Origin of the sequence: Clostridium sp. YIM B02506 (assembly GCF_022324845.1) — a bacterium.
Classification (GTDB): Bacteria; Bacillota; Clostridia; order Clostridiales; family Clostridiaceae; genus Clostridium_T; species Clostridium_T intestinale.
On sequence record NZ_JAKGTG010000049.1, the window covers coordinates 1 to 21071 of the forward strand.

The 21071-nt window shown below is 28.7% G+C and carries 27 protein-coding genes and 3 other annotated features; of the genes, 19 read left to right on the plus strand and 8 right to left on the minus strand.

Annotated elements, in window-relative coordinates:
- Positions 1–47: 47 nt before the first annotated feature.
- The 3 genes from L1S49_RS22175 to L1S49_RS22185 all read right to left on the minus strand — a co-directional run bounded on the left by L1S49_RS22175 (position 48) and on the right by L1S49_RS22185 (position 2430).
- Positions 48–320 carry a nucleotidyltransferase domain-containing protein gene (locus L1S49_RS22175; RefSeq protein WP_238907487.1) on the minus strand — a complete coding sequence of 91 codons (273 nt, stop codon included), beginning with the start codon at positions 318–320 and terminating at the stop codon, positions 48–50.
- Positions 321–412: 92 nt separating this feature from the next.
- On the minus strand, positions 413–1741 hold the full coding sequence (locus L1S49_RS22180; RefSeq protein ID WP_238907463.1) for a HAMP domain-containing sensor histidine kinase: 1329 nt from the start codon (positions 1739–1741) through the stop codon (positions 413–415).
- Between the two features lie 14 nt (positions 1742–1755).
- Positions 1756–2430: a response regulator transcription factor gene (locus L1S49_RS22185; protein ID WP_238907464.1), complete on the minus strand. Its 675-nt coding sequence runs from the start codon at positions 2428–2430 to the stop codon at positions 1756–1758.
- Between the two features lie 178 nt (positions 2431–2608).
- Between L1S49_RS22185 and L1S49_RS22190 the strand changes: the two genes are divergently transcribed.
- The 8 genes from L1S49_RS22190 to L1S49_RS22225 all read left to right on the plus strand — a co-directional run bounded on the left by L1S49_RS22190 (position 2609) and on the right by L1S49_RS22225 (position 8731).
- The gene (locus L1S49_RS22190; RefSeq protein WP_238907465.1) at positions 2609–3103 is read left to right on the plus strand and encodes a hypothetical protein; all 495 of its coding nucleotides are present in this window, start codon (positions 2609–2611) and stop codon (positions 3101–3103) included.
- 812 nt (positions 3104–3915) lie between these two features.
- Positions 3916–4362 carry a hypothetical protein gene (locus tag L1S49_RS22195; RefSeq protein ID WP_238907466.1) on the plus strand — a complete coding sequence of 149 codons (447 nt, stop codon included), beginning with the start codon at positions 3916–3918 and terminating at the stop codon, positions 4360–4362.
- A 343-nt stretch (positions 4363–4705) separates the two neighbouring features.
- Positions 4706–5161 (plus strand): hypothetical protein, encoded by a 456-nt coding sequence (locus L1S49_RS22200; RefSeq protein WP_238907467.1) that lies wholly within the window; start codon positions 4706–4708, stop codon positions 5159–5161.
- A gap of 245 nt (positions 5162–5406) precedes the next feature.
- Positions 5407–5781 carry a hypothetical protein gene (locus L1S49_RS22205; protein WP_238907468.1) on the plus strand — a complete coding sequence of 125 codons (375 nt, stop codon included), beginning with the start codon at positions 5407–5409 and terminating at the stop codon, positions 5779–5781.
- Between the two features lie 14 nt (positions 5782–5795).
- Positions 5796–6305 carry a hypothetical protein gene (locus L1S49_RS22210; protein WP_238907469.1) on the plus strand — a complete coding sequence of 170 codons (510 nt, stop codon included), beginning with the start codon at positions 5796–5798 and terminating at the stop codon, positions 6303–6305.
- A gap of 403 nt (positions 6306–6708) precedes the next feature.
- Entirely contained in the window at positions 6709–7089 is a 381-nt protein-coding gene (locus L1S49_RS22215) for a hypothetical protein (RefSeq protein ID WP_238907470.1), read from the plus strand.
- A 727-nt stretch (positions 7090–7816) separates the two neighbouring features.
- Positions 7817–8251 (plus strand): hypothetical protein, encoded by a 435-nt coding sequence (locus tag L1S49_RS22220; RefSeq protein WP_238907471.1) that lies wholly within the window; start codon positions 7817–7819, stop codon positions 8249–8251.
- 54 nt (positions 8252–8305) lie between these two features.
- Positions 8306–8731 carry a hypothetical protein gene (locus L1S49_RS22225; RefSeq protein WP_238907472.1) on the plus strand — a complete coding sequence of 142 codons (426 nt, stop codon included), beginning with the start codon at positions 8306–8308 and terminating at the stop codon, positions 8729–8731.
- 145 nt (positions 8732–8876) lie between these two features.
- Here the strand turns inward: L1S49_RS22225 and guaC are convergent, their stop codons facing one another.
- Positions 8877–9860 carry a GMP reductase gene (guaC, locus tag L1S49_RS22230; RefSeq protein ID WP_238907473.1) on the minus strand — a complete coding sequence of 328 codons (984 nt, stop codon included), beginning with the start codon at positions 9858–9860 and terminating at the stop codon, positions 8877–8879.
- A 197-nt stretch (positions 9861–10057) separates the two neighbouring features.
- Here guaC and L1S49_RS22235 point away from each other — a divergent pair, with 197 nt between their 5' ends.
- The 7 genes from L1S49_RS22235 (at position 10058) to L1S49_RS22265 (ending at position 15023) form a co-directional block, all read left to right on the plus strand.
- The gene (locus tag L1S49_RS22235; protein ID WP_238907474.1) at positions 10058–10816 is read left to right on the plus strand and encodes an AIM24 family protein; all 759 of its coding nucleotides are present in this window, start codon (positions 10058–10060) and stop codon (positions 10814–10816) included.
- 71 nt (positions 10817–10887) lie between these two features.
- Positions 10888–11202, plus strand: a complete 315-nt coding sequence (locus L1S49_RS22240) for a heavy metal-binding domain-containing protein (RefSeq protein WP_073017396.1) — start codon at positions 10888–10890, stop codon at positions 11200–11202.
- Between the two features lie 10 nt (positions 11203–11212).
- Positions 11213–11365 carry a hypothetical protein gene (locus L1S49_RS22245; RefSeq protein ID WP_238907475.1) on the plus strand — a complete coding sequence of 51 codons (153 nt, stop codon included), beginning with the start codon at positions 11213–11215 and terminating at the stop codon, positions 11363–11365.
- A gap of 150 nt (positions 11366–11515) precedes the next feature.
- On the plus strand, positions 11516–12094 hold the full coding sequence (locus L1S49_RS22250; RefSeq protein ID WP_238907476.1) for a TetR/AcrR family transcriptional regulator: 579 nt from the start codon (positions 11516–11518) through the stop codon (positions 12092–12094).
- Positions 12095–12105: 11 nt separating this feature from the next.
- Positions 12106–12363 carry a hypothetical protein gene (locus L1S49_RS22255; RefSeq protein ID WP_238907477.1) on the plus strand — a complete coding sequence of 86 codons (258 nt, stop codon included), beginning with the start codon at positions 12106–12108 and terminating at the stop codon, positions 12361–12363.
- Between the two features lie 68 nt (positions 12364–12431).
- Positions 12432–12654: a binding site (T-box leader), on the plus strand.
- 149 nt (positions 12655–12803) lie between these two features.
- Positions 12804–14465, plus strand: coding sequence for a glutamate--tRNA ligase (gene gltX, locus L1S49_RS22260; RefSeq protein ID WP_238907478.1), 1662 nt, complete (start codon positions 12804–12806; stop codon positions 14463–14465).
- A gap of 117 nt (positions 14466–14582) precedes the next feature.
- Positions 14583–15023, plus strand: a complete 441-nt coding sequence (locus L1S49_RS22265; protein WP_238907479.1) for a MarR family transcriptional regulator — start codon at positions 14583–14585, stop codon at positions 15021–15023.
- A gap of 84 nt (positions 15024–15107) precedes the next feature.
- Here L1S49_RS22265 and L1S49_RS22270 read toward each other — a convergent pair whose 3' ends face one another.
- The 4 genes from L1S49_RS22270 to L1S49_RS22285 form a co-directional block, all read right to left on the minus strand.
- Positions 15108–15497: a RidA family protein gene (locus tag L1S49_RS22270; protein WP_238907480.1), complete on the minus strand. Its 390-nt coding sequence runs from the start codon at positions 15495–15497 to the stop codon at positions 15108–15110.
- 118 nt (positions 15498–15615) lie between these two features.
- A complete protein-coding gene (locus L1S49_RS22275; protein ID WP_238907481.1) occupies positions 15616–16050 on the minus strand; it encodes a hypothetical protein in 435 nt (144 codons plus the stop codon).
- Positions 16051–16054: 4 nt separating this feature from the next.
- Positions 16055–16462: a hypothetical protein gene (locus L1S49_RS22280; protein ID WP_238907482.1), complete on the minus strand. Its 408-nt coding sequence runs from the start codon at positions 16460–16462 to the stop codon at positions 16055–16057.
- A 155-nt stretch (positions 16463–16617) separates the two neighbouring features.
- Positions 16618–16986: a hypothetical protein gene (locus L1S49_RS22285; RefSeq protein ID WP_238907483.1), complete on the minus strand. Its 369-nt coding sequence runs from the start codon at positions 16984–16986 to the stop codon at positions 16618–16620.
- Between the two features lie 144 nt (positions 16987–17130).
- Positions 17131–17383, plus strand: a binding site (T-box leader).
- An 85-nt stretch (positions 17384–17468) separates the two neighbouring features.
- On the opposite strand from L1S49_RS22285, the gene lysS reads away from it, so the two are divergent.
- The 4 genes from lysS to L1S49_RS22305 all read left to right on the plus strand — a co-directional run bounded on the left by lysS (position 17469) and on the right by L1S49_RS22305 (position 20682).
- On the plus strand, positions 17469–18989 hold the full coding sequence (lysS, locus tag L1S49_RS22290; protein WP_238907484.1) for a lysine--tRNA ligase: 1521 nt from the start codon (positions 17469–17471) through the stop codon (positions 18987–18989).
- A 174-nt stretch (positions 18990–19163) separates the two neighbouring features.
- Positions 19164–19331, plus strand: coding sequence for a hypothetical protein (locus L1S49_RS22295; RefSeq protein WP_238907485.1), 168 nt, complete (start codon positions 19164–19166; stop codon positions 19329–19331).
- 112 nt (positions 19332–19443) lie between these two features.
- On the plus strand, positions 19444–19698 hold the full coding sequence (locus L1S49_RS22300) for a DUF1653 domain-containing protein (protein WP_343074184.1): 255 nt from the start codon (positions 19444–19446) through the stop codon (positions 19696–19698).
- 96 nt (positions 19699–19794) lie between these two features.
- On the plus strand, positions 19795–20682 hold the full coding sequence (locus L1S49_RS22305; protein WP_238907486.1) for a DUF1002 domain-containing protein: 888 nt from the start codon (positions 19795–19797) through the stop codon (positions 20680–20682).
- Positions 20683–20728: 46 nt separating this feature from the next.
- Positions 20729–20973 (plus strand) — a binding site (T-box leader).
- Positions 20974–21071 lie beyond the last annotated feature (98 nt).

The following is a 21071-nucleotide window of genomic DNA, read 5'->3' on the forward strand; positions in this document are numbered from 1 at the left end:
ACTAAATTGACTACTTAATCTCAAATTCATATAAAATTTCTTTGGTGCTATTGTTCTAAGTTGACGACATTGACTGTACGCATATTTGAAAAATCAAATTCTAATAGAGTTCTAGTATTATTCTCCATATCTTCAATGAAATCTGAAAAGTTAGAATTAGCATATATTGCCAAATCAATATCGCTTTTAGGTGAATTATCTCCTCTTGCTCTAGAGCCAAATAAAACTACTTTTTCAATTTCGTCATGTCTTTTACATATATCAATTATTTCTTCTAAAAGTTCTTTGTTTAAGTTTATTTGTTCAAGCAGATATACCACCTCCAAGTGTTTATTTTAAACCTCTATTAGTTAATTATAACCTAATTTTTATATAGTTAAAACCAAAATTGTTTATAGGAGTCAGTACTTTTTTATATAATATTTATCTTTGGTATAATAAAATAAAACTCTGTATATTTTCCTTTTTCACTTATAACTCCGTATTCAAAGTTATGAAGTTTCAAAATCTCACTGCATATAGCTAAGCCAAGACCCATTCCACCGCTTTTTTGACTTTTGTAATATCTTTCCCAAATATTAGCTGCATACTTTTCATCAATGCCTTCGCCATAATCTTTTACAGATATTCTTATATTATCTTGTTCTTTAGTTGCACTTAGCACTATATCGCAACCTTCATAGCTAAATTTTATTGCATTATCTATAAAATTATAAATTACCCTGTATAAATAATTGCTATCAGCATAAATATCCATATCAGATTCTAGTAACCTTATTTTTAGTGAAAGATTTTTATTTTGAAGATGAATCCTAAATGAGTTTTCAAAATCCTTTAGAAATTCACTTAAATTGATGTTTTCTTTTTTTAATATATCTATTCCCTTTTGTAGCTTTGAAAGCTGTAATATATCCATTACAAGCAGGTTTAACCTATCAACTTCTTTTATTATTTCTTTTAGATACTCCTTTTTATCTTTTTCTTCTAATATATCATCATAAATGGCTTCACTATAATTCCTTATAACACTTAGAGGTGTTTTAAAATCATGAGATACATTTGCAATAAAATCACGTTGCATAATATTTTTCTTTTCTATTGAATCTGCCATTATCTTAAGGCTATTAGATAAATCTTCAATTTCATCCTTAGTGTTTGTCTCTACGTCAATATCAAAATTCCCTTGAGTTATGTCTAATGCTGCTTTTTGAAGCTTAATTATAGGTCTAGTAATTCTTTTGCCTAAAACAGATACAACAGGTATTGAAATAATTAAGGCAACTAAAAATATGATAGACAAAATTATATATGTGGACGTCATATACTCAGTAGAAAACTTATTATTTTGAAGAATAATTATATCTCCGATATCAGTGCTATTTTTATAATATAGAAAATCTTGATTCATTGGACTTGTGTATTTGCCTTTTTCCTTTAAATCCTCAAAAGTAGTGTTTTTCATAATAGACATCATGCCCATTTTTGAGGAGGAGAGGGTAGTTATCTCCCCATTTTTTACAAGGACTGCACTAGAAATTTGATATTCTGATACTATATCTGAATACTGATTTCCAGACTTAATTGCTTCATATATTTTATTTGAAGCTGTTTTGAGCTCTGAATACTGCATATTAACATAAAAATATGATAAAAAAATACTACTGGTTAAAAAACAAAATATAACTACTAAAACAATAATTCCACTGAAGTATCTTATGAGTCTTAATGTTAGTTTTCCCATAATGTTTCCTCCGATTATTCACTTTTAATCTGTAATTTATATCCCACGCCCCATACTGTTTTTATATGTTTATTACAGTATTCAATCTTTTCTCTCAAATTCTTTATATGAGTATCCACAGTTCTGGTATCTCCCATAAAATCATAAGCCCAAACTTTTTGCAAAAGCTGCTCTCTTTTAAATACCTGCTCTGGATTTTTACATAGGAATAGTAAAAGATCAAATTCTTTTGGAGTTAAAGTTATTTCACTTCCATTTTCAGTGACTATTCTTTTCTCCTCTGAGATATCAATATCTTCGAATTTATAGCTTTCTTGTTTTTCAAAGGCATCTTTTCTTATTCTAAGTTTTGCCCTAAGTATAAGCTCTTTCATACTAATTGGCTTAACCATATAATCAATTGCACCAAGCTCTAACCCAAATATTCTATCTTCTTCTTCCCCTCTAGCTGTTGTTATAATTACTGGAGTGTCACCTATATTTTTAATTTTTCTTAAAAGTGACCAACCATCTTTTTTAGGCATCATTATATCTAAAATTATTAAATCATAATCTCCTTCGTCAATGGCTTCTTCACCTTTTTCACCATCATTCATAACCACTACATCATATCCTTCATTTTTCAAATAAAGCATCATAACTTCAGCAAGCTTTTTTTCATCTTCAATTATAAGAACTTTTCCATTCATATAAAGATTCCTCCTTTACTGCTTACTTCTAAAGATACATCCTTTTATAGTTACATTCTAGTGATATTCTTAAACTTTCACAATTCTATCACAATTATCTCATAATTTACTCAAAATATGTCTTTATTATAAAACTATAGGGTTCACCTAAATAAACAAATTAAAAGGAGTGTTTTTTATGAAAATCAAAAATATTATATTAGCTTTATCAATAGTATCTGTAATTGGGGTAGGTTCAACTGCATATGCGGCTACAACTACTTCACCATCAGAGAATAATCCTACTACTCAAAGCTGTTCAGGAGCTGGGTTAGGAAGAGTTACAAACCTACGTGGTAATGACATCTTAACAAATCTTTTAAACAGCAAAGGTGTTTCAGAGGAAGAAATTTCTTCAGCATTAAGTTCAGGCAAAACTCTACATGATCTTTTAAATGAAAAGGGAGTGACTGACGAAGAAATTAAGGAATACATGGTAAATGAGAAAACAAAAGCTATAGATGAAGCTGTAGCTAATGGAAAAATTACAGAAGAGGAAGGAAATCAATTAAAAGAAAATATTAAAGAGAATTCCTTAAACTGTACTACTCCAGGTCAAGGAAGAGGCAACATGATGGGTACTGGTAATAGAGGAAATGGCGCTGGCAGAGGAATGGGAATGAATCGTTTATAAATTCAGAAGGGACAGTAAGTAGATTGTTAATGAATCAGTCAAGATATTTTTATAAATAAGATATACTGATAAGTAACTGATATGGAAGAAATATATTTTACTGTTGTTCCAATTAGGATAGCTGTAAAATATATTTTTTTGTTATCAGATCTGAGTTGACAATTTAAGTGGAGATTGTGAAGCAAAAGAAATATAAGTTTTACTTCAAGATGATTTATGTAAGTGCACAGAATAAATAAACTATATGCATAAAAGGCAATTAATATTAAAATCTTAACCCCAAAAGTGCCCTGAAGCCGCATAAACACTATATATAGTTATATAGATATATAGCAAAATATATAGCTATATATATTCCACAGAAACTTTATATCAAAAATTTGATAGGATCAAAATCCGAAGGGAGACCTACTTTCATGAGCCTATCAATAAAAAATAAGGGAATTATTTCATTGAGCGATAAAGTTTAAGTACACTATTATTATTTAATAAATAGTGGTATAGTATTCCAATATAAAAAAGGGTTTAATAAAATATTATATCTACGGAAGTATGCTATAGTGACGATGCGTGAGCTTTTAGCACCTTTTTAATTTTAAGAACAGTTGTCGGAATTTTTGTTATTATTCTTATTTTCTAGTCTTATATAGAGATGATACGATGATTATGTGAAAAGGTAAAATAGTATAAAACTTTATTTATTAAAAGGAAAAGGATTATAAATATAAATTGAAACGTGGGAGAACAAATGAAGAAATAACATGTAATAAAAACTTTAGTGTAATATATGACTATAAAATAAGGTGATGCTTATGAATAAAAAGAAAAATTACTTAAATCAAGGATTATTGGTAGCTGCAACTGCAAGTTTTTTAGGTAAAACGTCTTTCACATTCAGGATATCGTTCATTATATTTAGTATTTATCTTTTAATTAATTTAGTTAAATTAATTAAAAGAAAATCATCAAGGTTAGAAATTTTTACAATGTTGTCTGCGTTGATATGTTCAATATATTTTTTAGGAGGATCTTTTAAAGAACAGTTTAATAATAATTATATAGTAATTTATAAGAATAGTTTCTCCTATATAATAAATATAATTTTTATAATAATTATGATTTTATCACTATTTGTACATTCATATATGAATATTGATGAAGATAATAAAGAATCATGGTTAAAATTTATGAAGGCAATTTCTATAGTTATTTTAATTGTTTTGGCAATAATAGGATTGCTATATATAGTATTTCCGTAAAAAATTCTATAATAGTGATAATAGATTTAATAAAACTTATGTTTTAACCTAAAGGTAATAATGATTATTAAGTTTTGAAGCTGTTAGTATACAGCTCTTTTTTTCATATAAAAATAATAATACTAATTAAAGTAGCTAATAAACTAAAAAAAGTAGTACACACGTAAATGTGATATTATCAAAATAAGCTTTATTCACAGTTACATAGCAATAATCTGGCTTAAGGGAGTATTAAATACACTTGTAAGGGGAGTTAGAGGACCTACCCATCAATGATTCTTAATGATATATTTTTTGATTCATTGAAAAATTTGATTAATTAATAAGATGGAAGGTGATATAAGTGAATAAGATTAAAAATAATGATTATTTAAATCAAGGATTATTTGTTGCTGCATTAGCAGGTTTTTTAGGCAAAACATCATTTGTTTTTAAAGGAAGCATATATGTAATATTTAGTATTTATTTTTTGATTAAGTTGATAAAAGTAGTGAAAAATAAATCTTCAAGACTAGAATTTATATCGGTTCTATCAATATTACTATGTTCAATTTACTCTTTAGGAGGAACTATTAAAAAAGAATTTTACGACGGATATGTGGCTATTTATGATAGTAGTTGGGCTAGTATTGGAAGTAAAATTTTTGCCATAATAATGCTTATATCACTTACCCTTTATTCATATTCAACTGTAGAAGAAAGTAATAAAGTAGCTTGGCTGAGTGTTGTGAAATCATTATTAATAATTATTTTTATCCTTTCAATTTTGCTAGGAGTACTATATATTATATTTCCATAGTTCGCATGAATTATAGAAACATAAATCTTATTCGTAATTTGTTAATAATATCTTGTATATTGTGTAATTTTAGAAATACTTTGCACTATAGTAGTTATAGGATAAGGATCATACTAAATAAAGCAAATTTAGTACCTTATTTAGATTCAAACTTTAAATTTAAAGAAGATAGGTTCATAGCTTATGTACATAATGTAAAGTAATAATTAGATATTAAAATATATACAAAAAATAAAGGAGAAGTTATGAAAAATAAAAATCCATGGGGGATTATTATAGTATCAGTTATATTGTTTGTTATCAGAACAGCAGGAATAGAAGATATTCCGTTACCTGCTCTTGGGGGGATAATGATGTTATGTATGATAACAGGATTTATAATGATTAAAAACTATAAAATGAGTAAAAAAGAAAAATCTTACCTATATGCAATGATAACATTAATAACCTTACTATTAGGAACGGTTATTGTTCTTGATAAATTAGATGAAAAATATGCAGGTATTTCAAATGCGTATGAACCTGTATGCCTATCTATAATTATAGTACTATTTATTGGGCTGAGTTTGGTTGCACTTGCTTATGCTTCATATAAAAGTAATTTTAAACCTAAAAAATAGGGGGATTTGAATTAGTGAGGTATTTTACTGATGAATTATGGGATGAGATTAATAGTGGAATTAAGGAAAGACGAGAATTAGCTGAAAAGCAATGGAGAAAAAACATAGAAGAATATTCGGCATCATTTGAAAAAATAAAGCATAGATTTAGCAAAAAATTTCTTGGTATATATAGTAAAGAAGAGAATTTTCATGATTATAAATTAAAAAAAATCGAAATATTGCATGGAAAGTATGGATATGTTGACCCTGTTAAAGTTTCATTGATTATATATAATGAATTAATGGAATGGCAAATAGATTATGTAGGAATTGAAAAAATATTATTAGATTATAAAAAGATTGAAAATGAAAGTTCACAATATAGAGAGTTTCGATATGGATTTGATGATTTTTCTTATGACGAATTTTTTGAAATTAATGATAAGGTCATTTCACATGAAATACTTTTTGCATCAGGAGCAATTTTTCTAATTCATTTTAAAAAAATATTTATTAAAAAGCTAGCAAATACAAGAGGTTAGTAAATATAGAGGCGTTTAAAACTTCATATGTAACTTTAGTTAGAATTAATGAAGCCGGTATTGAGGTGATAAATTATAGAAACTATTCACGAAGAACATTAGGGTAATATAAATAAATTAACAATAAGAGGTATAGAAATATATGATGAAAATAATTTAATATTTATGTATAATAACGATTTTGATAAATCTTTGGTACTTAATATTATTGAAGATATAAACAAGTTTGATATAAATAAATAGTAGCGGTAAACAAAATATATTATTGATAGAGAAGTTGTAGAATATTAAAATTTCAAGCCTAAAAGGGCCCTTAAGCCTCATAAACACTATATAATTTTAGATTACGATTATAGAAGAAAAAGTAACTAATTAGAGTATAATACTCAAAAGGGATGATAAAATGCAAAAAAATAGTATAGGATATAGTATCATAACACTACTTGTATTATTTATTACACAAATTGTTATAAGAAATATAGGAATAGAAAATATTTCTGTACAAGCAATAGTATTAATTTTTGTAATAGCATGTTCTCTTGCAATATTCGGAACGTATAAAGATGGAAAAAAGGGATTTGGTATAAGATATAATGCAATTGTCACAATATTATTAGTAGTAGCGGGGGTAACAATGTCTATAACTATGATAATATTTAGAGGATATCCAATTTTAATAGACAAGTACGGTTTGCTTCTTGTAATAGTATCATTAACAAGCTATTTTGCGCTTATACTTTTTATTATTATTTATAGAATAGTTTATGAAGTAAAACGAAAATAGATATTATTACTATTATGTTATTTACATCTCAGACTATATGATTTATTTAAAGTAGTGAAATTTAGTGTATAGATCCTTTATAAATAAAAATAAGGCTACAAATAAAATAACTAATCGATGGTTAAGTTTTCCAATACTATAAAAGGGGATATGAAATAAAAAATCACTCATGTTGATATTATCAATTATTGGTGGACTCTTTGGATATTTTTGTTTAAACAATATTCGAACTAAATTTAGGGTTTTATTTTTAGTTGCAGTATTTATAGGAACAACAGTATATATTGTAGAAGGCAAAAAAATAATTATAATAAGGTTTCATAAAAATAAGTATACTAGCGTTAATGTTATGTGTAACTCTTTTTATGAATGAGCTTATTACACATAAGTACCCTGAATTCTTATATTTACAAGGATATGTTATTGCTTTAATTGTTGTAATAATTAGTGTTGTGATGATTATTAGTGCAATTTATTATATAAAAGTATCTAGTCGAAAAAATGGTGTTTTAATGATCGCACTGCTATCGTTTATGATATTATGTGTAATAGTTATAATTATAGCTGCAATACTAAAAAGCAAATAGATATTATAATTTTGAGGAAACAAATAACAGTAAAAAATGATATAGTTATAAAATAACAACAAATCTTGATTTAGTAGTAGAAAGCTTAATAGTTGGAACGTAAGTGTTTATAAAAAGTTTGGATGGGAATGGGTGACTAAATGAAATTTAAAAATAAGAAAAGATTCATCCCAAGTATAGTATTAATAGGTTTAATATTTTTATATCTACCATATAAAATGCAGAAATCAGAATATATAATATTTGGGGCAATTTCATTTATTGTTTGTTTAATCTTCTATTTATTTGCTATTTTCGAGTATTTTAAAGTAGAAAAAGATAAAATTGTATATGTTAATCCACTAAGGCGAATAAGAAAAGAAATACCGTGGAATGAAGTAATAAGGATATATGTATTGAATCCTAAGGGTATTTTTAAAGCTGCTAGGATAGGATATGGAATTTTTGGAGGAAAAGAGATAACTATTAACGCTGGATTAAAAGATTATAAAAAATTAATCAAAATGGTGTTAGATAAAGTTGAGGGGAATGAGAAAGTTTCAATAGATGTAAGAATTGATGATTTTATAAAATAACTGTATTTTAATAGTGTGTTGCAGGCACAAATGATGGAACTAAGAGGGGATAAAATGAAGAATAATAAATATATAGTTCATCCAATGCTATTAGCTGGAATAAGTTTTTTTGCGAGTAATTACTTCACTAAAAATTTACAGGTAGCTGTAGTTATTGGAATAATAGTAGCACTAATAATGGAGGTTATTAAATTAATTAATAAAAATGCTTCTAAAAATTTGGTGTATGTAAATATTTTATGCCTAATGTCTAGTATTGCTATTCTAATGTACCTCTTAAGTTACAATTGTATACCAAGTTTACTAAAGTATAGGGGGATGTTAATTTTTATAGCTTCTATAGGACTTATTAGTGTGTTTATAATTTCAATATTAGATAAATATAAAGATTCTAATAACGAAGAAAAGAAAAAAGTTATAGGTATGACAGTAATGTTATTAGTTATAATAGTGATTTTCATATATTTAGCAATTAAATAGATAGAATATATAAAAACATTATACAAGTAGAGTAATTAACAAGTATAAGAGAAGTTGTTTACAAAAAAATGCTCCAACTACGATAATCATCATAGTTGGAGCAAAAATTACTTCTAATATTTAATCTCTTTAATCATAAATTATTTTAGTAAACTCTATCCCCATTAAAAATAGAGTTCTTAACTACAACATAATCAACATTTCTTATAGCATCTAGTTTATTTCCACCTGCATAAGATATAGAAGATTGAAGATCTTGTTGCATTTCTACTAGGGTATCTTTTAATGAGCCTTTATATTCAACAAACATCTTTTTACCTTCAACGTTTTTCTTTTCACCTTTTTGGAATTCTGATGCTGAACCAAAGTACTCTTTATATAACTTTCCGTCTCTCTCCATAGTTACTCCAGGTGACTCTTCATGACCTGCAAATAATGAACCTATCATAACCATAGATGCTCCAAATCTAATTGATTTAGCTATATCACCATGAGTACGGATACCACCATCTGCTATAATTGGTTTACTTGCAGCTTTTGAACACCAACGAAGAGCAGCTAATTGCCATCCACCAGTACCAAAACCTGTTTTTATTTTAGTTATACATACTTTACCCGGACCTATTCCAACCTTAGTTGCATCAGCACCAGCATTTTCAAGTTCTCTCACTGCTTCTGGAGTTCCTACATTTCCTGCAATTACAAAGCTTTTAGGTAAAAGAGCTTTGATGTGCTTGATCATATCTATTACTGCATTTGAATGACCATGAGCTATATCAATTGTTATAAATTCAGGGCAAAGTTTTTCATCAGCTAGCTTTTCAATAAATTTATACTCTTCACTTTTAACTCCAACACTTATAGACGCAATTAAATTACGACCTTGCATTTCCTTAATAAAATCAACTCTTTTTTCAGGATTAAAACGATGCATAATATAGAAATAGCCATTTTCAGCTAAGTAAGTAGCTATCTTTTCATCTATAATAGTTTGCATATTTGCTGGAACAACAGGAAGTTTAAAGGTATGTCCACCAAGAGTTATAGTGGTGTCACATTCTGAACGACTGTTAACTATGCATTTATTTGGTATCAGCTGTATATCTTCATAATCAAAAACATTTTCCATAAACAACACCTCAAAAAGTAAAAATTTAGACTTCTCACATTATTGTTAGTATGTGAAGAAATTTGTCTATCTATGTACTAAATATAGATTAGATATTAATCATATGTCAAGTTTATGTTAATATAATAAATCTGATAGTAAAAACATTAAAAAAACTATATAATTGATATGATGGAAATTTAAGGAGGTATGAGAATATGGTAACTTACAAAAATCTCTATGAAAACGATAATATTGAAATTGTGGAATCGAAAGGGGATATAAAAGTTCTTGAATACAAAAAGGACTTAAGTGTAAACTTTCAAACAGCTATTAATTCTTATTATGCATCACAAATGAATATAAGAAGAAGACAAGTTCTTATTGAGCTTAAGGGAAATGCTTATGTTATAAGTGCAGGGGCAATGCAATGGACAGCAGGAAATGTCACTATGGGTGCCGATGTAAAGGGACTTGGTGATTTGTTTGGTAAAGCTTTATCTTCAAAAGTTACAAAAGAATCAGCAATTAAGCCTAAGTATCAAGGAAATGGATTATTGATGTTAGAGCCAACTTATAAACATATTCTTTTAGAAAATGTAGAAGACTGGGGAGGCATGGTTTTAGATGATGGATTATTTTTAGCTTGTGAATCTACTGTTCAACAAAAAGTAGTAGCTAGAACTAATATATCATCAGCTTTATTAGCAAAGGAAGGTCTGTTTAATTTATGTCTTAAAGGAAAAGGCGTTGCAGTTTTAGAAAGTCCTGTTCCAAGAGATGAGCTAGTAGAGCTTATAGTTGAGAAAGATGAAGTTAAAATTGATGGTAACTATGCAGTAGCTTGGTCAGATACCTTAGATCTTAGAGTTGAAAAATCAGGTAAGAGTTTAATAGGTTCAGCTGTTTCTGGTGAAGGTTTAGTTAATGTATATAGAGGCTCAGGAAGAATACTTCTTGCTCCAGTTGCGTATTAATTTATATATAGATATTAAAGAAAAGATGGAATACTATATAACGAATAATATAAGTGCTAGGAGGTAAAAGTATGTTAATACTAACAATAGAAAATGTTCCAGGAAAAGAGATAGAAGAGATAAAGGGATATGTAAAAGGAAGTACAGTAAGATGTAAAAACATAGGTAAAGATATCGGGGCTGGCTTTAAAAATTTAGTTGGTGGAGAAATGAAAGGTTACACTGAAATGTTGGATGAAGCTAGGCAAATAGCTGTTGGTAGAATGGTTGATGAAGCTGAAGCTATGGGAGCTAATGCTATTATAGGAATGAGATTAGCATCTTCTTCAATTGTACAAGGTGCCGCTGAGATGGTGGCTTATGGAACAGCTGTAGTCATAAAATAGGGGTGAATATATGGATATTGCCTTTTTTATAGGAGCTTTGTTTATCTTATTATGGGCTGGAGTTATACTTGGATCTGTAGGAATGCTTATTTGGGCTATAGTATCTAGAATTAAGGAAAAGAAGATAGAAAAAGATAAAAATGACAAGTATAAAGATTACTAAAGTTTAATTAAATAAAAGATTAGTATAGCTTGTATTTCTCAAATGAGATCTACAGGCTATTTTTTTTATTTGTTGACAATACGCTATTAAAGGGATAATATATGACTATATAAAAATATTTAGTCATATATTATAAGGAGGCAATTTATTATGCCAAAAGGATTTACTGGAGATGAAAAGAAGATTATTAATGAAAAGTTAATAGAAGAGTGCAAAATAAATTGGCAAAAGTATGGATATAAGAAAACTAGTGTAGATATTCTTTGTCAAAACATTGGTATTTCAAAGGGGTCATTTTATAGTTTTTTTGATAGTAAAGAAGCATTATTTTATGAGGTGTTAAAAAATACATTAGAAAAACTCTATGCTACTGTAGAAGAAAAAATTTCTCAAAAGAAAAATAAATATGGAGTTGCTGATGCATTGAAAGAAATATATCTTGAATATAGTCAAAGTAGTTTTATGTATGATGTAAATAATCCTGATTTTTTAAGCTTTTATAATAAACTTAATACTGAGCAAAGAAGTGAGATGGCAGATAGAAGCCATATTGGTGCTAAATTTATGATTAATAAACCATTTCTTTCTTTAAAAGTTGAAGAAGATTTAGCTATTTCTCTTTTGTTTGCAATGTTATCTACAGTCTCTCAAAAGGATAATATGTTGTGTGATGGCAAAAGAGTATTTGCGTTTATGATTGATAATTTAATAGATGATATCTTTGAATAGGAGGTTGTGTTTTGAAAAAATTTGATGTAAAGGAACATACTAAAAAATACTATGAAATTTCTAAAAAAGCTGGTAATGGAACTTTTCCAAACAAGAAAATAGCTAAAGCAGGATCTGTTGTAGGTCTTGGAATAGGCGGTGTTTTATTAGGGGTTGGAATAATAGGAGTAGCTACAGGAACTGTTTATGGATTAGGTGCTTGCATAGCAGGGATAACTACAGGTGCATCTAACATATACAACTTAAAGCGTATTAAAAGAAATAGCTAAGGTTAGAAAAAACTTTACATCCACCTGCTACCCATGTATAATTGATTTGTATTTTGTAAATAATTAAAGAAAATGCAATGATAAAGAAGAGTAGATGATATTTTAAATCTTAGAGAGCTTGGGGAAGGTGAAAGCCCGGCATTTAAAACCATTGAAGGAAGCTTTGGAGCAGTGGATAGAAAGCCTTTTGGCGTAGTATATTTATGGGGTTATTCCCTTAAAGATAAATTAAGTGGATTAAGAAATTAATCAATTTAGGTGGTAACGCGGAATTAGTCTTTCGTCCTAAGTAGTTTTAGGACGGGAGGCTTTTATTTTTTATGCACGTTTATACTGTAGATGTTGTTCTAATCTTTCTTTAAAAGACTTTAATGAAGCTAAGGAACGCTTCTACAGGGCATAGGTGTGTAATTATATTTATATTCAAAGGAGATGTAGTAATGAGTTTTGAAAAATTAGCAGAGATAATATTCCCAGAGGTTAAGAATTCAAGAGAATATTATACTAATAAATATCCTAATAGAAGTTTAAAAGAAGGTGCAAAGGTTACTAGATATGCACCAAGTCCAACAGGATTTCAACATATAGGTGGAGTATATGCTGCCCTAATTAATGAAAGATTAGCAAGCCAAACAGAAGGGGTTTTCTATTTAAGAATAGAAGATACTGACCAAAAAAGAGAAGTTCAAGGTGCTATAGAAGACACTATAAAAACTATGCACAATTTTGGAATGGACTTTAGTGAAGGCATGACAGGCCAAGAAACATTTAAAGGAGAATATGGTCCATATAGACAAAGTCAAAGAGCTGATATATATAATACTTTTGCAAAAGATTTACTTGTAAAAGGATTAGCTTATCCATGTTTTGCAACTCCAGAAGAATTAGCTGAACTTAGAGAAAAACAAGCAGCAAATAAAATAACTCCAGGATATTATGGAGAATATGCTAAGTTTAGAGATATAACTGAAGAGGAAGCATTAAAGAGAATTGAAAATGGAGAGAAATATATTATAAGATTAAAGTCTCCAGGAAATCCAGAAAAAAGAGTAGAGTTTCATGATTTAATAAAGGGGGATATATCATTCCCAGAAAACAATCAAGATATAGTTATTATAAAAGGTGATGGACTTCCAACTTATCACTTTGCTCATGCTATAGATGATTATTTAATGAAAACTACAGATGTAATAAGAGGGGAAGAGTGGTTATCATCACTTCCTATACATGTTCAACTATTTGAAGTTTTAGGTTTTGAAGCTCCAAGATATGCTCATATTCCAACAATAATGAAGCAAGATGGCGGATCTAAGAGAAAGCTTTCAAAGAGAAAAGATGCTGAAGCTGCTGTATCTTATTACAAAGAAGTGGGATATCCTACAGTAACAGTAATTGAGTATCTATTAAACATAGTTAATTCAACTTTTGAAGAATGGAGAGCTGAAAATCCTACAACAGATTATCATGAGTTTGAAATTCACTTAGAAAAAATGGGTAAAAGCGGAGCTTTATTTGATTTAGTTAAGTTAAATGATGTTGCTAAAGATCGTATAGCTTTAATGAAGGCTTCAGATGTTTATGATAACTACATAGCTTGGGCTAAAGAATTTGATGAAGAAATGTATAAATTAGTTACAGAAAATGAAGAGATGTCAAAAGAGATTTTCAACATAGATAAAGAAGGTCCAAAACCAAGAAAAGACTTTGCTAAATGGGATGAAGTTAAAGAAAAGATTTTCTACTTCTTTGATGAGTTATTCTATAAAGAAACTTTGGAACAAGTAGAACTTCCAAAAGGACTTACAATAGAAGCAGCTAAGGCAATAATTGAAGTTTATAAAAATGAATTTAACTTCAATGCTGGAAGTCAAGAAGCTTGGTTTGAAGATTTAAAGGTAATTGGAGCAAACCTTGGTTACTGCGCTAACAGAAAAGAATTTAAAGCAAATCCTGACCAATATAAAGGTATGATTTCTGATGTTGCAGGAGCAGTTAGAATAGCTTTAGCTCATAGAACTAACACACCAGATCTTTACACAATAATGCAGATATTAGGTGAAGAAAAGGTTAGAGAAAGATTTGAAAAGTTTTTAAGTTTATAAAAGAATTAGGAAGTCATCACAGATTTAATTCGTGGCGACTTCTTTTTTGTTGACGAGGTAGAATTCTACTTATATACTGAAATTAGAATTAAACCTAATTGGAAAGGAGAGAAATAAATGCATAAAGATAGAGGAAAACCTAGTGCAGATTTTTATATTAGAGGCATAGATCATAGATTACGTTATTTAAATGATCAAAAATTAGCTGAATATGAAATAACTAATCAGCAGGCTAGACTTTTAGGTGCAATAAGAAGAAGTGTTTATGAAGGTGTAAATATTAGCCGAAAGTTTTTGCAGGAGAGGATGGAACTTAGTGGACCTTCAGTAACCAGTTTATTAAATGGGCTTGAGAAAAATGGTTTTATTATTCGTTATACTGATAGTGAAGATGGTCGTGCCATGAAAATTCAAGTAACTGACAAGGGAAATAGAATTATGGAAGGCTTAGATAAAGTTTTTAAAGATTCTGAAAAGCAGCTACTGGAAGGTATGAGTGAAGAAGAGAAGACACTTTTTATAAATCTTTTAGAAAAATCATATAAAAATATGCAATAAAAAATTTGCGTAAGTAAAAATATAGTCAGGACAACCTAGCTAATGAAATAGCTGCTTTTGAATTCAAAAGCAGCTATTTTTAAGTTAATTATCAGAACAGGCCCATGCATCAATTTCTACTTTTATAGATGGATTAGCTAAAGAAGCTACATATAATAAGGTCATACATGGTTTATGACCTTGCAGTACTTTTGAAACAGCTTCAACTCGTTTGGAATTATCAATATTCCCAACTAAATAAAAAACTACTTTTACTAGATCTTTAACTTCCATATTGGATGCTTCCAAATTCTTCACAATATTATCCATAGCTATTTCTATTTGTTCTATTGGATCTTCTGGAATAGGGCCATCGTTATATTTTCCAATCTGTCCAGACATAACTAACCAACGAGCCTGTCCTGAAACCTCGACTTGATGTGTATAATCAGCAACTGGTTCATGAATGTTTCTTGGGTTTCTGAATTCTTTCATAGTATAACTCCTTATATATTTGTATTTATTTCTGTGTATAAATTATAGCATATTATGTAAATAATAAAGAATTCAACTATCACAAATTTTGTTATACATTAAATCTCCTAAAACTCTATTATTCAAAATCAATACTTTTTTCAAATACATATATAAACTTCTCACCACTTTCAATTGACTCTTTTAAGTGACCGTTATCAAAGCCTATCAATTCTAAAACTAAGATTTTATGTTCTCCACGTTTATTTATATCATATTTATATACTGCATCGCCAACATGCATTTTATTTCCTAGGACTTTCATCTCAGATATGCCATTTTTACCATCACTTTGAAAGCTCTCCATAGTCCTATTTGAAAATTTTATATAATCTTTTGAGTTAAGTTGATTTTTTATATTAGAATCAGTATTTATATCATTTCCATTATACAAATACCATCGACCATTTAGTTTAGTAGGTGAAGCAAAAGCTATTATGATAAGTATTAAGAGAGAAACTAATCCCAAAATAGTAATTTTTTTAACCTTAGTAATAATATCAGATCCTTTCAAGTAACTATTCTAGTAGTTTTTCGTATTCTTCAGTATCATTAAAACGTGAATCGAATTTTATTGGAAGATCACCGAAGTTCTTCATTAAAATTGGATTTCCATCATTAACTTTTTTCATAGTAATTTCAAAAGAATTATTTTTATCTAAGTTTATTTCAATATTTTGATTATCTCCAACTAAGTTATATTTTTTGCCTTCTATAATATCAAAAGTGCCCTTGTTAACCTCTCTATTATCAATGTATTCCACAAAACTATTTTCATCAGAGTATATTGAAATTTGGACAATGTATCCATCAGAAGTTCTTTCGCTTTGATAGGAACCTCTCAAAACAACACTGTTAATATTTCTACAGCCAGAAAGCATAAGTAGACATACTATTGATATTGTTAAAAAAAGTATCTTTTTCATAATAAATTAGAGCTCCTTTATTAATACTCTTATAAAATAATTGTAGCATATATTTCCAAATGCTTTCTATCAAAATTAAAAAGTTAGTCACGACATGCATATATCTAAAGAAAAAACACCACTAATTCCTTTGAATAGCGTGGTGTTTTAGATAATTAAATTCTTTTTATTGATAATCCTCTCATTCCATTGTCTTCATTTATAAATCTTACTAAAACAAACATCTCACTATCAGATTTTATTGTAATTTCTTCATATTCTCCGTCTAAATAAATCTTCAAGCCATTTTTCTGCATATCTTTTATTAACTTACCATTGTAAGTTACGCCATTTTTATTTGTAACTTTATTTATAATAAATAAAAAAAGTAAATAATACAGGAATAAAATTATAAAATCAAAAAAACTTTTAAATGAAAATAAAGTAGAGTTAGTAAAGTCAAATTTCCCTATTGAATATGTAATTCCCCTTAGCAAAAATGCAAGTGCAAATGCAATTGCTGTATTTATAGGTTTGTTTATCATATATACACTTCCTTTCAAGTCGATTATACCATATGTTGCCAATAAATTTTAAGTTATACTTTATGCACTATAATAATTTTTTTTGTTTAATAATAGTAGTGATTCGAAGTATGGACATATACAACTTTTTAGTGTTATAATTTTTTAAAGACTATGAAGAGAAGAGTAGATAAATAGATGAATTTACAGAGAGCTCTAGAAGATGAGAATGAGCAAGGAGTTTTTTATTGAAGAAGGTCTCAGAGTTGCACACCGAGTCTGGTTTCAGAGGTAGGCTGTGACGGTATAACCCGTTATAAGTTATAGAGTATATTTAATTATGTACTTGAAAAGGTCTATATGGCGACATATGGATAAACTGAGGTGGTACCACGAATATATAACTTTCGTCCTCAAGATTAAATTCTTGGAGGTGAAGGTTTTTTTATTTGTTTAAAAGTTTATTAGATTATAAATAAATATTTAAAGGTGGTATAACTAAAATGTATAAAGAATTTGAAAGTATAGAAAACTTAGAAAAAATAATGCCAGATTCAAATGAATTTGTAGCTGAAAGAGTTAAAAAGTTAAATAAACTTTATGAGTTAGGAGTTAATCCGTATCCTTATAGCTACAAAGATACAACTCATACTAAGGATATTTTGGATAACTTTGAAAATATAAAAGAAGAACAAGAATTCACATTAGCAGGAAGAGTTATGCTGATAAGAAGGATGGGCAATGCTACATTTGGGAATATTATAGATGAAAAAGGAAATATACAGATATTCTTAAGTAAAAAAGTCTTAGGTGCTGAAAGTTATGAAATCTTAAAATTAATTGATGTAGGTGATATTATTGGAGCTACTGGAACTGTATTTAAGACTCAAACAGGTGAAATCACTATAAGAGTAAAACAGTTTGAATTATTATCAAAATCCATTAGAACACTTCCAGAAAAATATCATGGTATACAAGATGCTGACCTAAGACAAAGACATCGTTCATTGGATATGATAATGAATGAGGATGTTAAGGAAAGATTTATTAAACGTTCAAAAGCAATAACAGCTATCAGGGAATATTTAAATAATATAAATTTTATTGAGGTGGATACTCCTATTTTAGATACTAAATATGGTGGAGGGGAAGCAAAACCATTTGAAACCTTTGTTAATGCATTGGATTGTAATGTATATATGAATGTTTCTCCAGAATTATATTTAAAAAGGCTTATAGTTGGAGGAATTGAAAGAGTTTATACCTTTGCAAGAGCTTTTAGAAATGAGGGAATTGATAGAACCCATTATCCGGAATTTAGTTTATTTGAATGTTACATGTCTTATGCTGACTATAATGACATGATGAGGCTCATGGAGAATATATATGATTATGTATTTAACAAAGTTAATGGAACAACAAAAATTCAGTATGGAGATGTAGAAATTGATTTTAAAGCTCCTTGGAAAAGAGAGAAAATGTGTGACCTTGTAAAAAAGGATACAGGAATTGACGTTGAGACACTTACAAAGGAAGAAATAATCAAAAGCATTAACGACAATGGATTCTTAATAGAAAGTCAAAACGAGGGATTAGTTATAGATGAATGTTCAAAGGGGGAATTAATAGTTAATCTATTTGAAGCTTATTCTGAAAAGAATCTAATACAACCAACCTTTGTTATAGATTTTCCAGAAGAATCTTCTCCACTATGTAAAATTCATAGAAATAACTCTGATTTAATTGAAAGGTTCGAACCTTATGCTTACGGCGTTGAACTTGGAAATGCTTATTCTGAACTTAATGATCCATTAAAACAAAGAGTACTTTTGCATGAACAAGCATCAAAACTAAGAGCAGGCCTTGAAACAGCTAGTCCAATGGATGAAGAATTTGCGGTTGCTATAGATACTGGTATGCCCCCAACTGGAGGTTTAGGAATAGGTATTGATAGAATGATAATGTTTCTTACCAGTTCTCATACCATAAAAGATGTTATAGCATTTCCATTAATTAAAAGATAATAATATATAAGAAAAGGGCTCATATCACTGATGAAAATGTTGATATGGGCCCTTTTGTTGATATACGCTATTTGAAATGTATTTTAGTTACAAAAAATAATAATGTAAGATGAATCTAATGAAGCTGAGTGAAGCAAACTATGTAATAAATACGTTTAATTAGAAGGAGAACTTATGAAAAACATAAATAAAGTACCACTTAACAAAACAGGCTTTTCAAACAGCTATGATGAAGGTTCAAAACATAAAAATCTTAAATCCTTAGAAGGTAATGCAAAGGACGCACTTTATTCTGGTAGACGCGATTCTCAGCGTCAGTCTAATCCTTTTCCTGAAGAATAGATCCTTTATAGTGATTTTGACGTAGCGCTTGAAGATACAGTCAAAAGTAGTAAAATGATTAGAGAGAAGTAGTTAAAATGCTTCTCTCAAAATAACTTTTAGGAGAAGTAAAATGCAGAAAATAAATTTATCAGAGTATAAGGGGAAGATATTTAAACATTTTAAAGGGGATTTATATTTAGTTTTAGATGTAGCTGAGCATTCGGAAACTAGAGAAAAGCTAGTAATTTATAAGGCTTTATATGGAGATTGCGGAGTTTATGCAAGGCCTGTTGATATGTTTTTAAGTGAAGTAGACAAGATTAAGTATCCTAATGTTGAACAAAAGTATAGATTTGAACCAACAACTATTAAAAGTGTTAAGTAAAATTATTAATATTATTGTAAGATTATTCTAAGTAAAAATTAACTTGTTTATATTATAATCAAAAAAGAGAAGTTTATTAAAAGGAGAATAAAAATTATGAAGATGAAATCATTTATAAATAAGCTTATTATATCATCCATGGCTTTAGGTGCCTTTGTTACTGGATTTACAGGAATTACTGCTCATGCAGATTCTTTTAAGTCTGTAACTTTAGGGGCAGATTTAACTGGGGCTCAAAAAGATGACATGTTAAAGTATTTTGGTGTTAAGAAAAATGAAGTTAACTTATTGGAGGTTACATCAAAAGAGGAGCATACATACTTAGGGAAGGTTGCAACTCAGGCTCAGCTTGGTAATAGAGCAATATCTTGTTCTTATGTTGAACCTACAAGTAAGGGTGGTATAAAGGTAAGTACAAACAATCTTACTTGGGTTAATGATGGAATGATAAAAAATGCTTTAATTACAGCAGGAATTGAAAATGCTAATGTTGTAGCAGCAGCGCCTTTTGAAGTATCTGGAACAGCAGCATTAACTGGGATATTAAAAGGATTTGAAAACAGTACTTCAGGACAAAAAATAGATGAAAATAAAAAAGAAGCAGCAAATGAAGAGTTAGTAACTACGGGAGATGTAGCTGAAAAAATAGGTCAAGATGATGCTTCTAATTTAATGAATGATATAAAGAAAAAAGTAATAAAGGAAAAGCCTAAGACAGAAGAAGAAGTTAACAAAATTGTTGATAATGCTGTTAAAGATTATAAAGATAAATTATCTAGTGAAGATATAGCTAGTATAAAGACATTAATGAGTAAAATAAACAATCTAGATCTTGATTATAACAGTATAAAGGATCAATTAAATGATGTAACAAATCAATTAAAGGATAAGCTAACTAGCGAAGAAGCAAAAGGATTATTTGCAAAGATAGGACAATTCTTTTCAGATGTATTTAATGCAATAAAAAACTTATTTTCAAAATAAAAACCCCCTTGACAACTGAATTTTGATTTAATATACTTTGAGTAAATCAAAAGCTATGAAGAGAAGAGTAGTTATTATGGAAGCTTACAGAGAATTCCTGGTGGTGAGAAGGAATGGTGAAAGTTTTAATGAAACAAGTCTTGGAGCCTCATACGGATTCTATATTTAAGTAGATGATGCTATGACGTTTGTTCACGTTACAGAACTAGAGTATAATTGTACTTGATGAGATTAATATGGTGACATGTTAATGAATTAGGGTGGTAACGCGATATATAATTCGCCCCTACACATTGTTTGTGTAGGGGCGATTTTTTTGTCTAGAAAACCTCCGGCTATGCCGGTGGACAAAAAGGCTTTAGCTCTGAGCAGAAAAAAACTCCTATGAT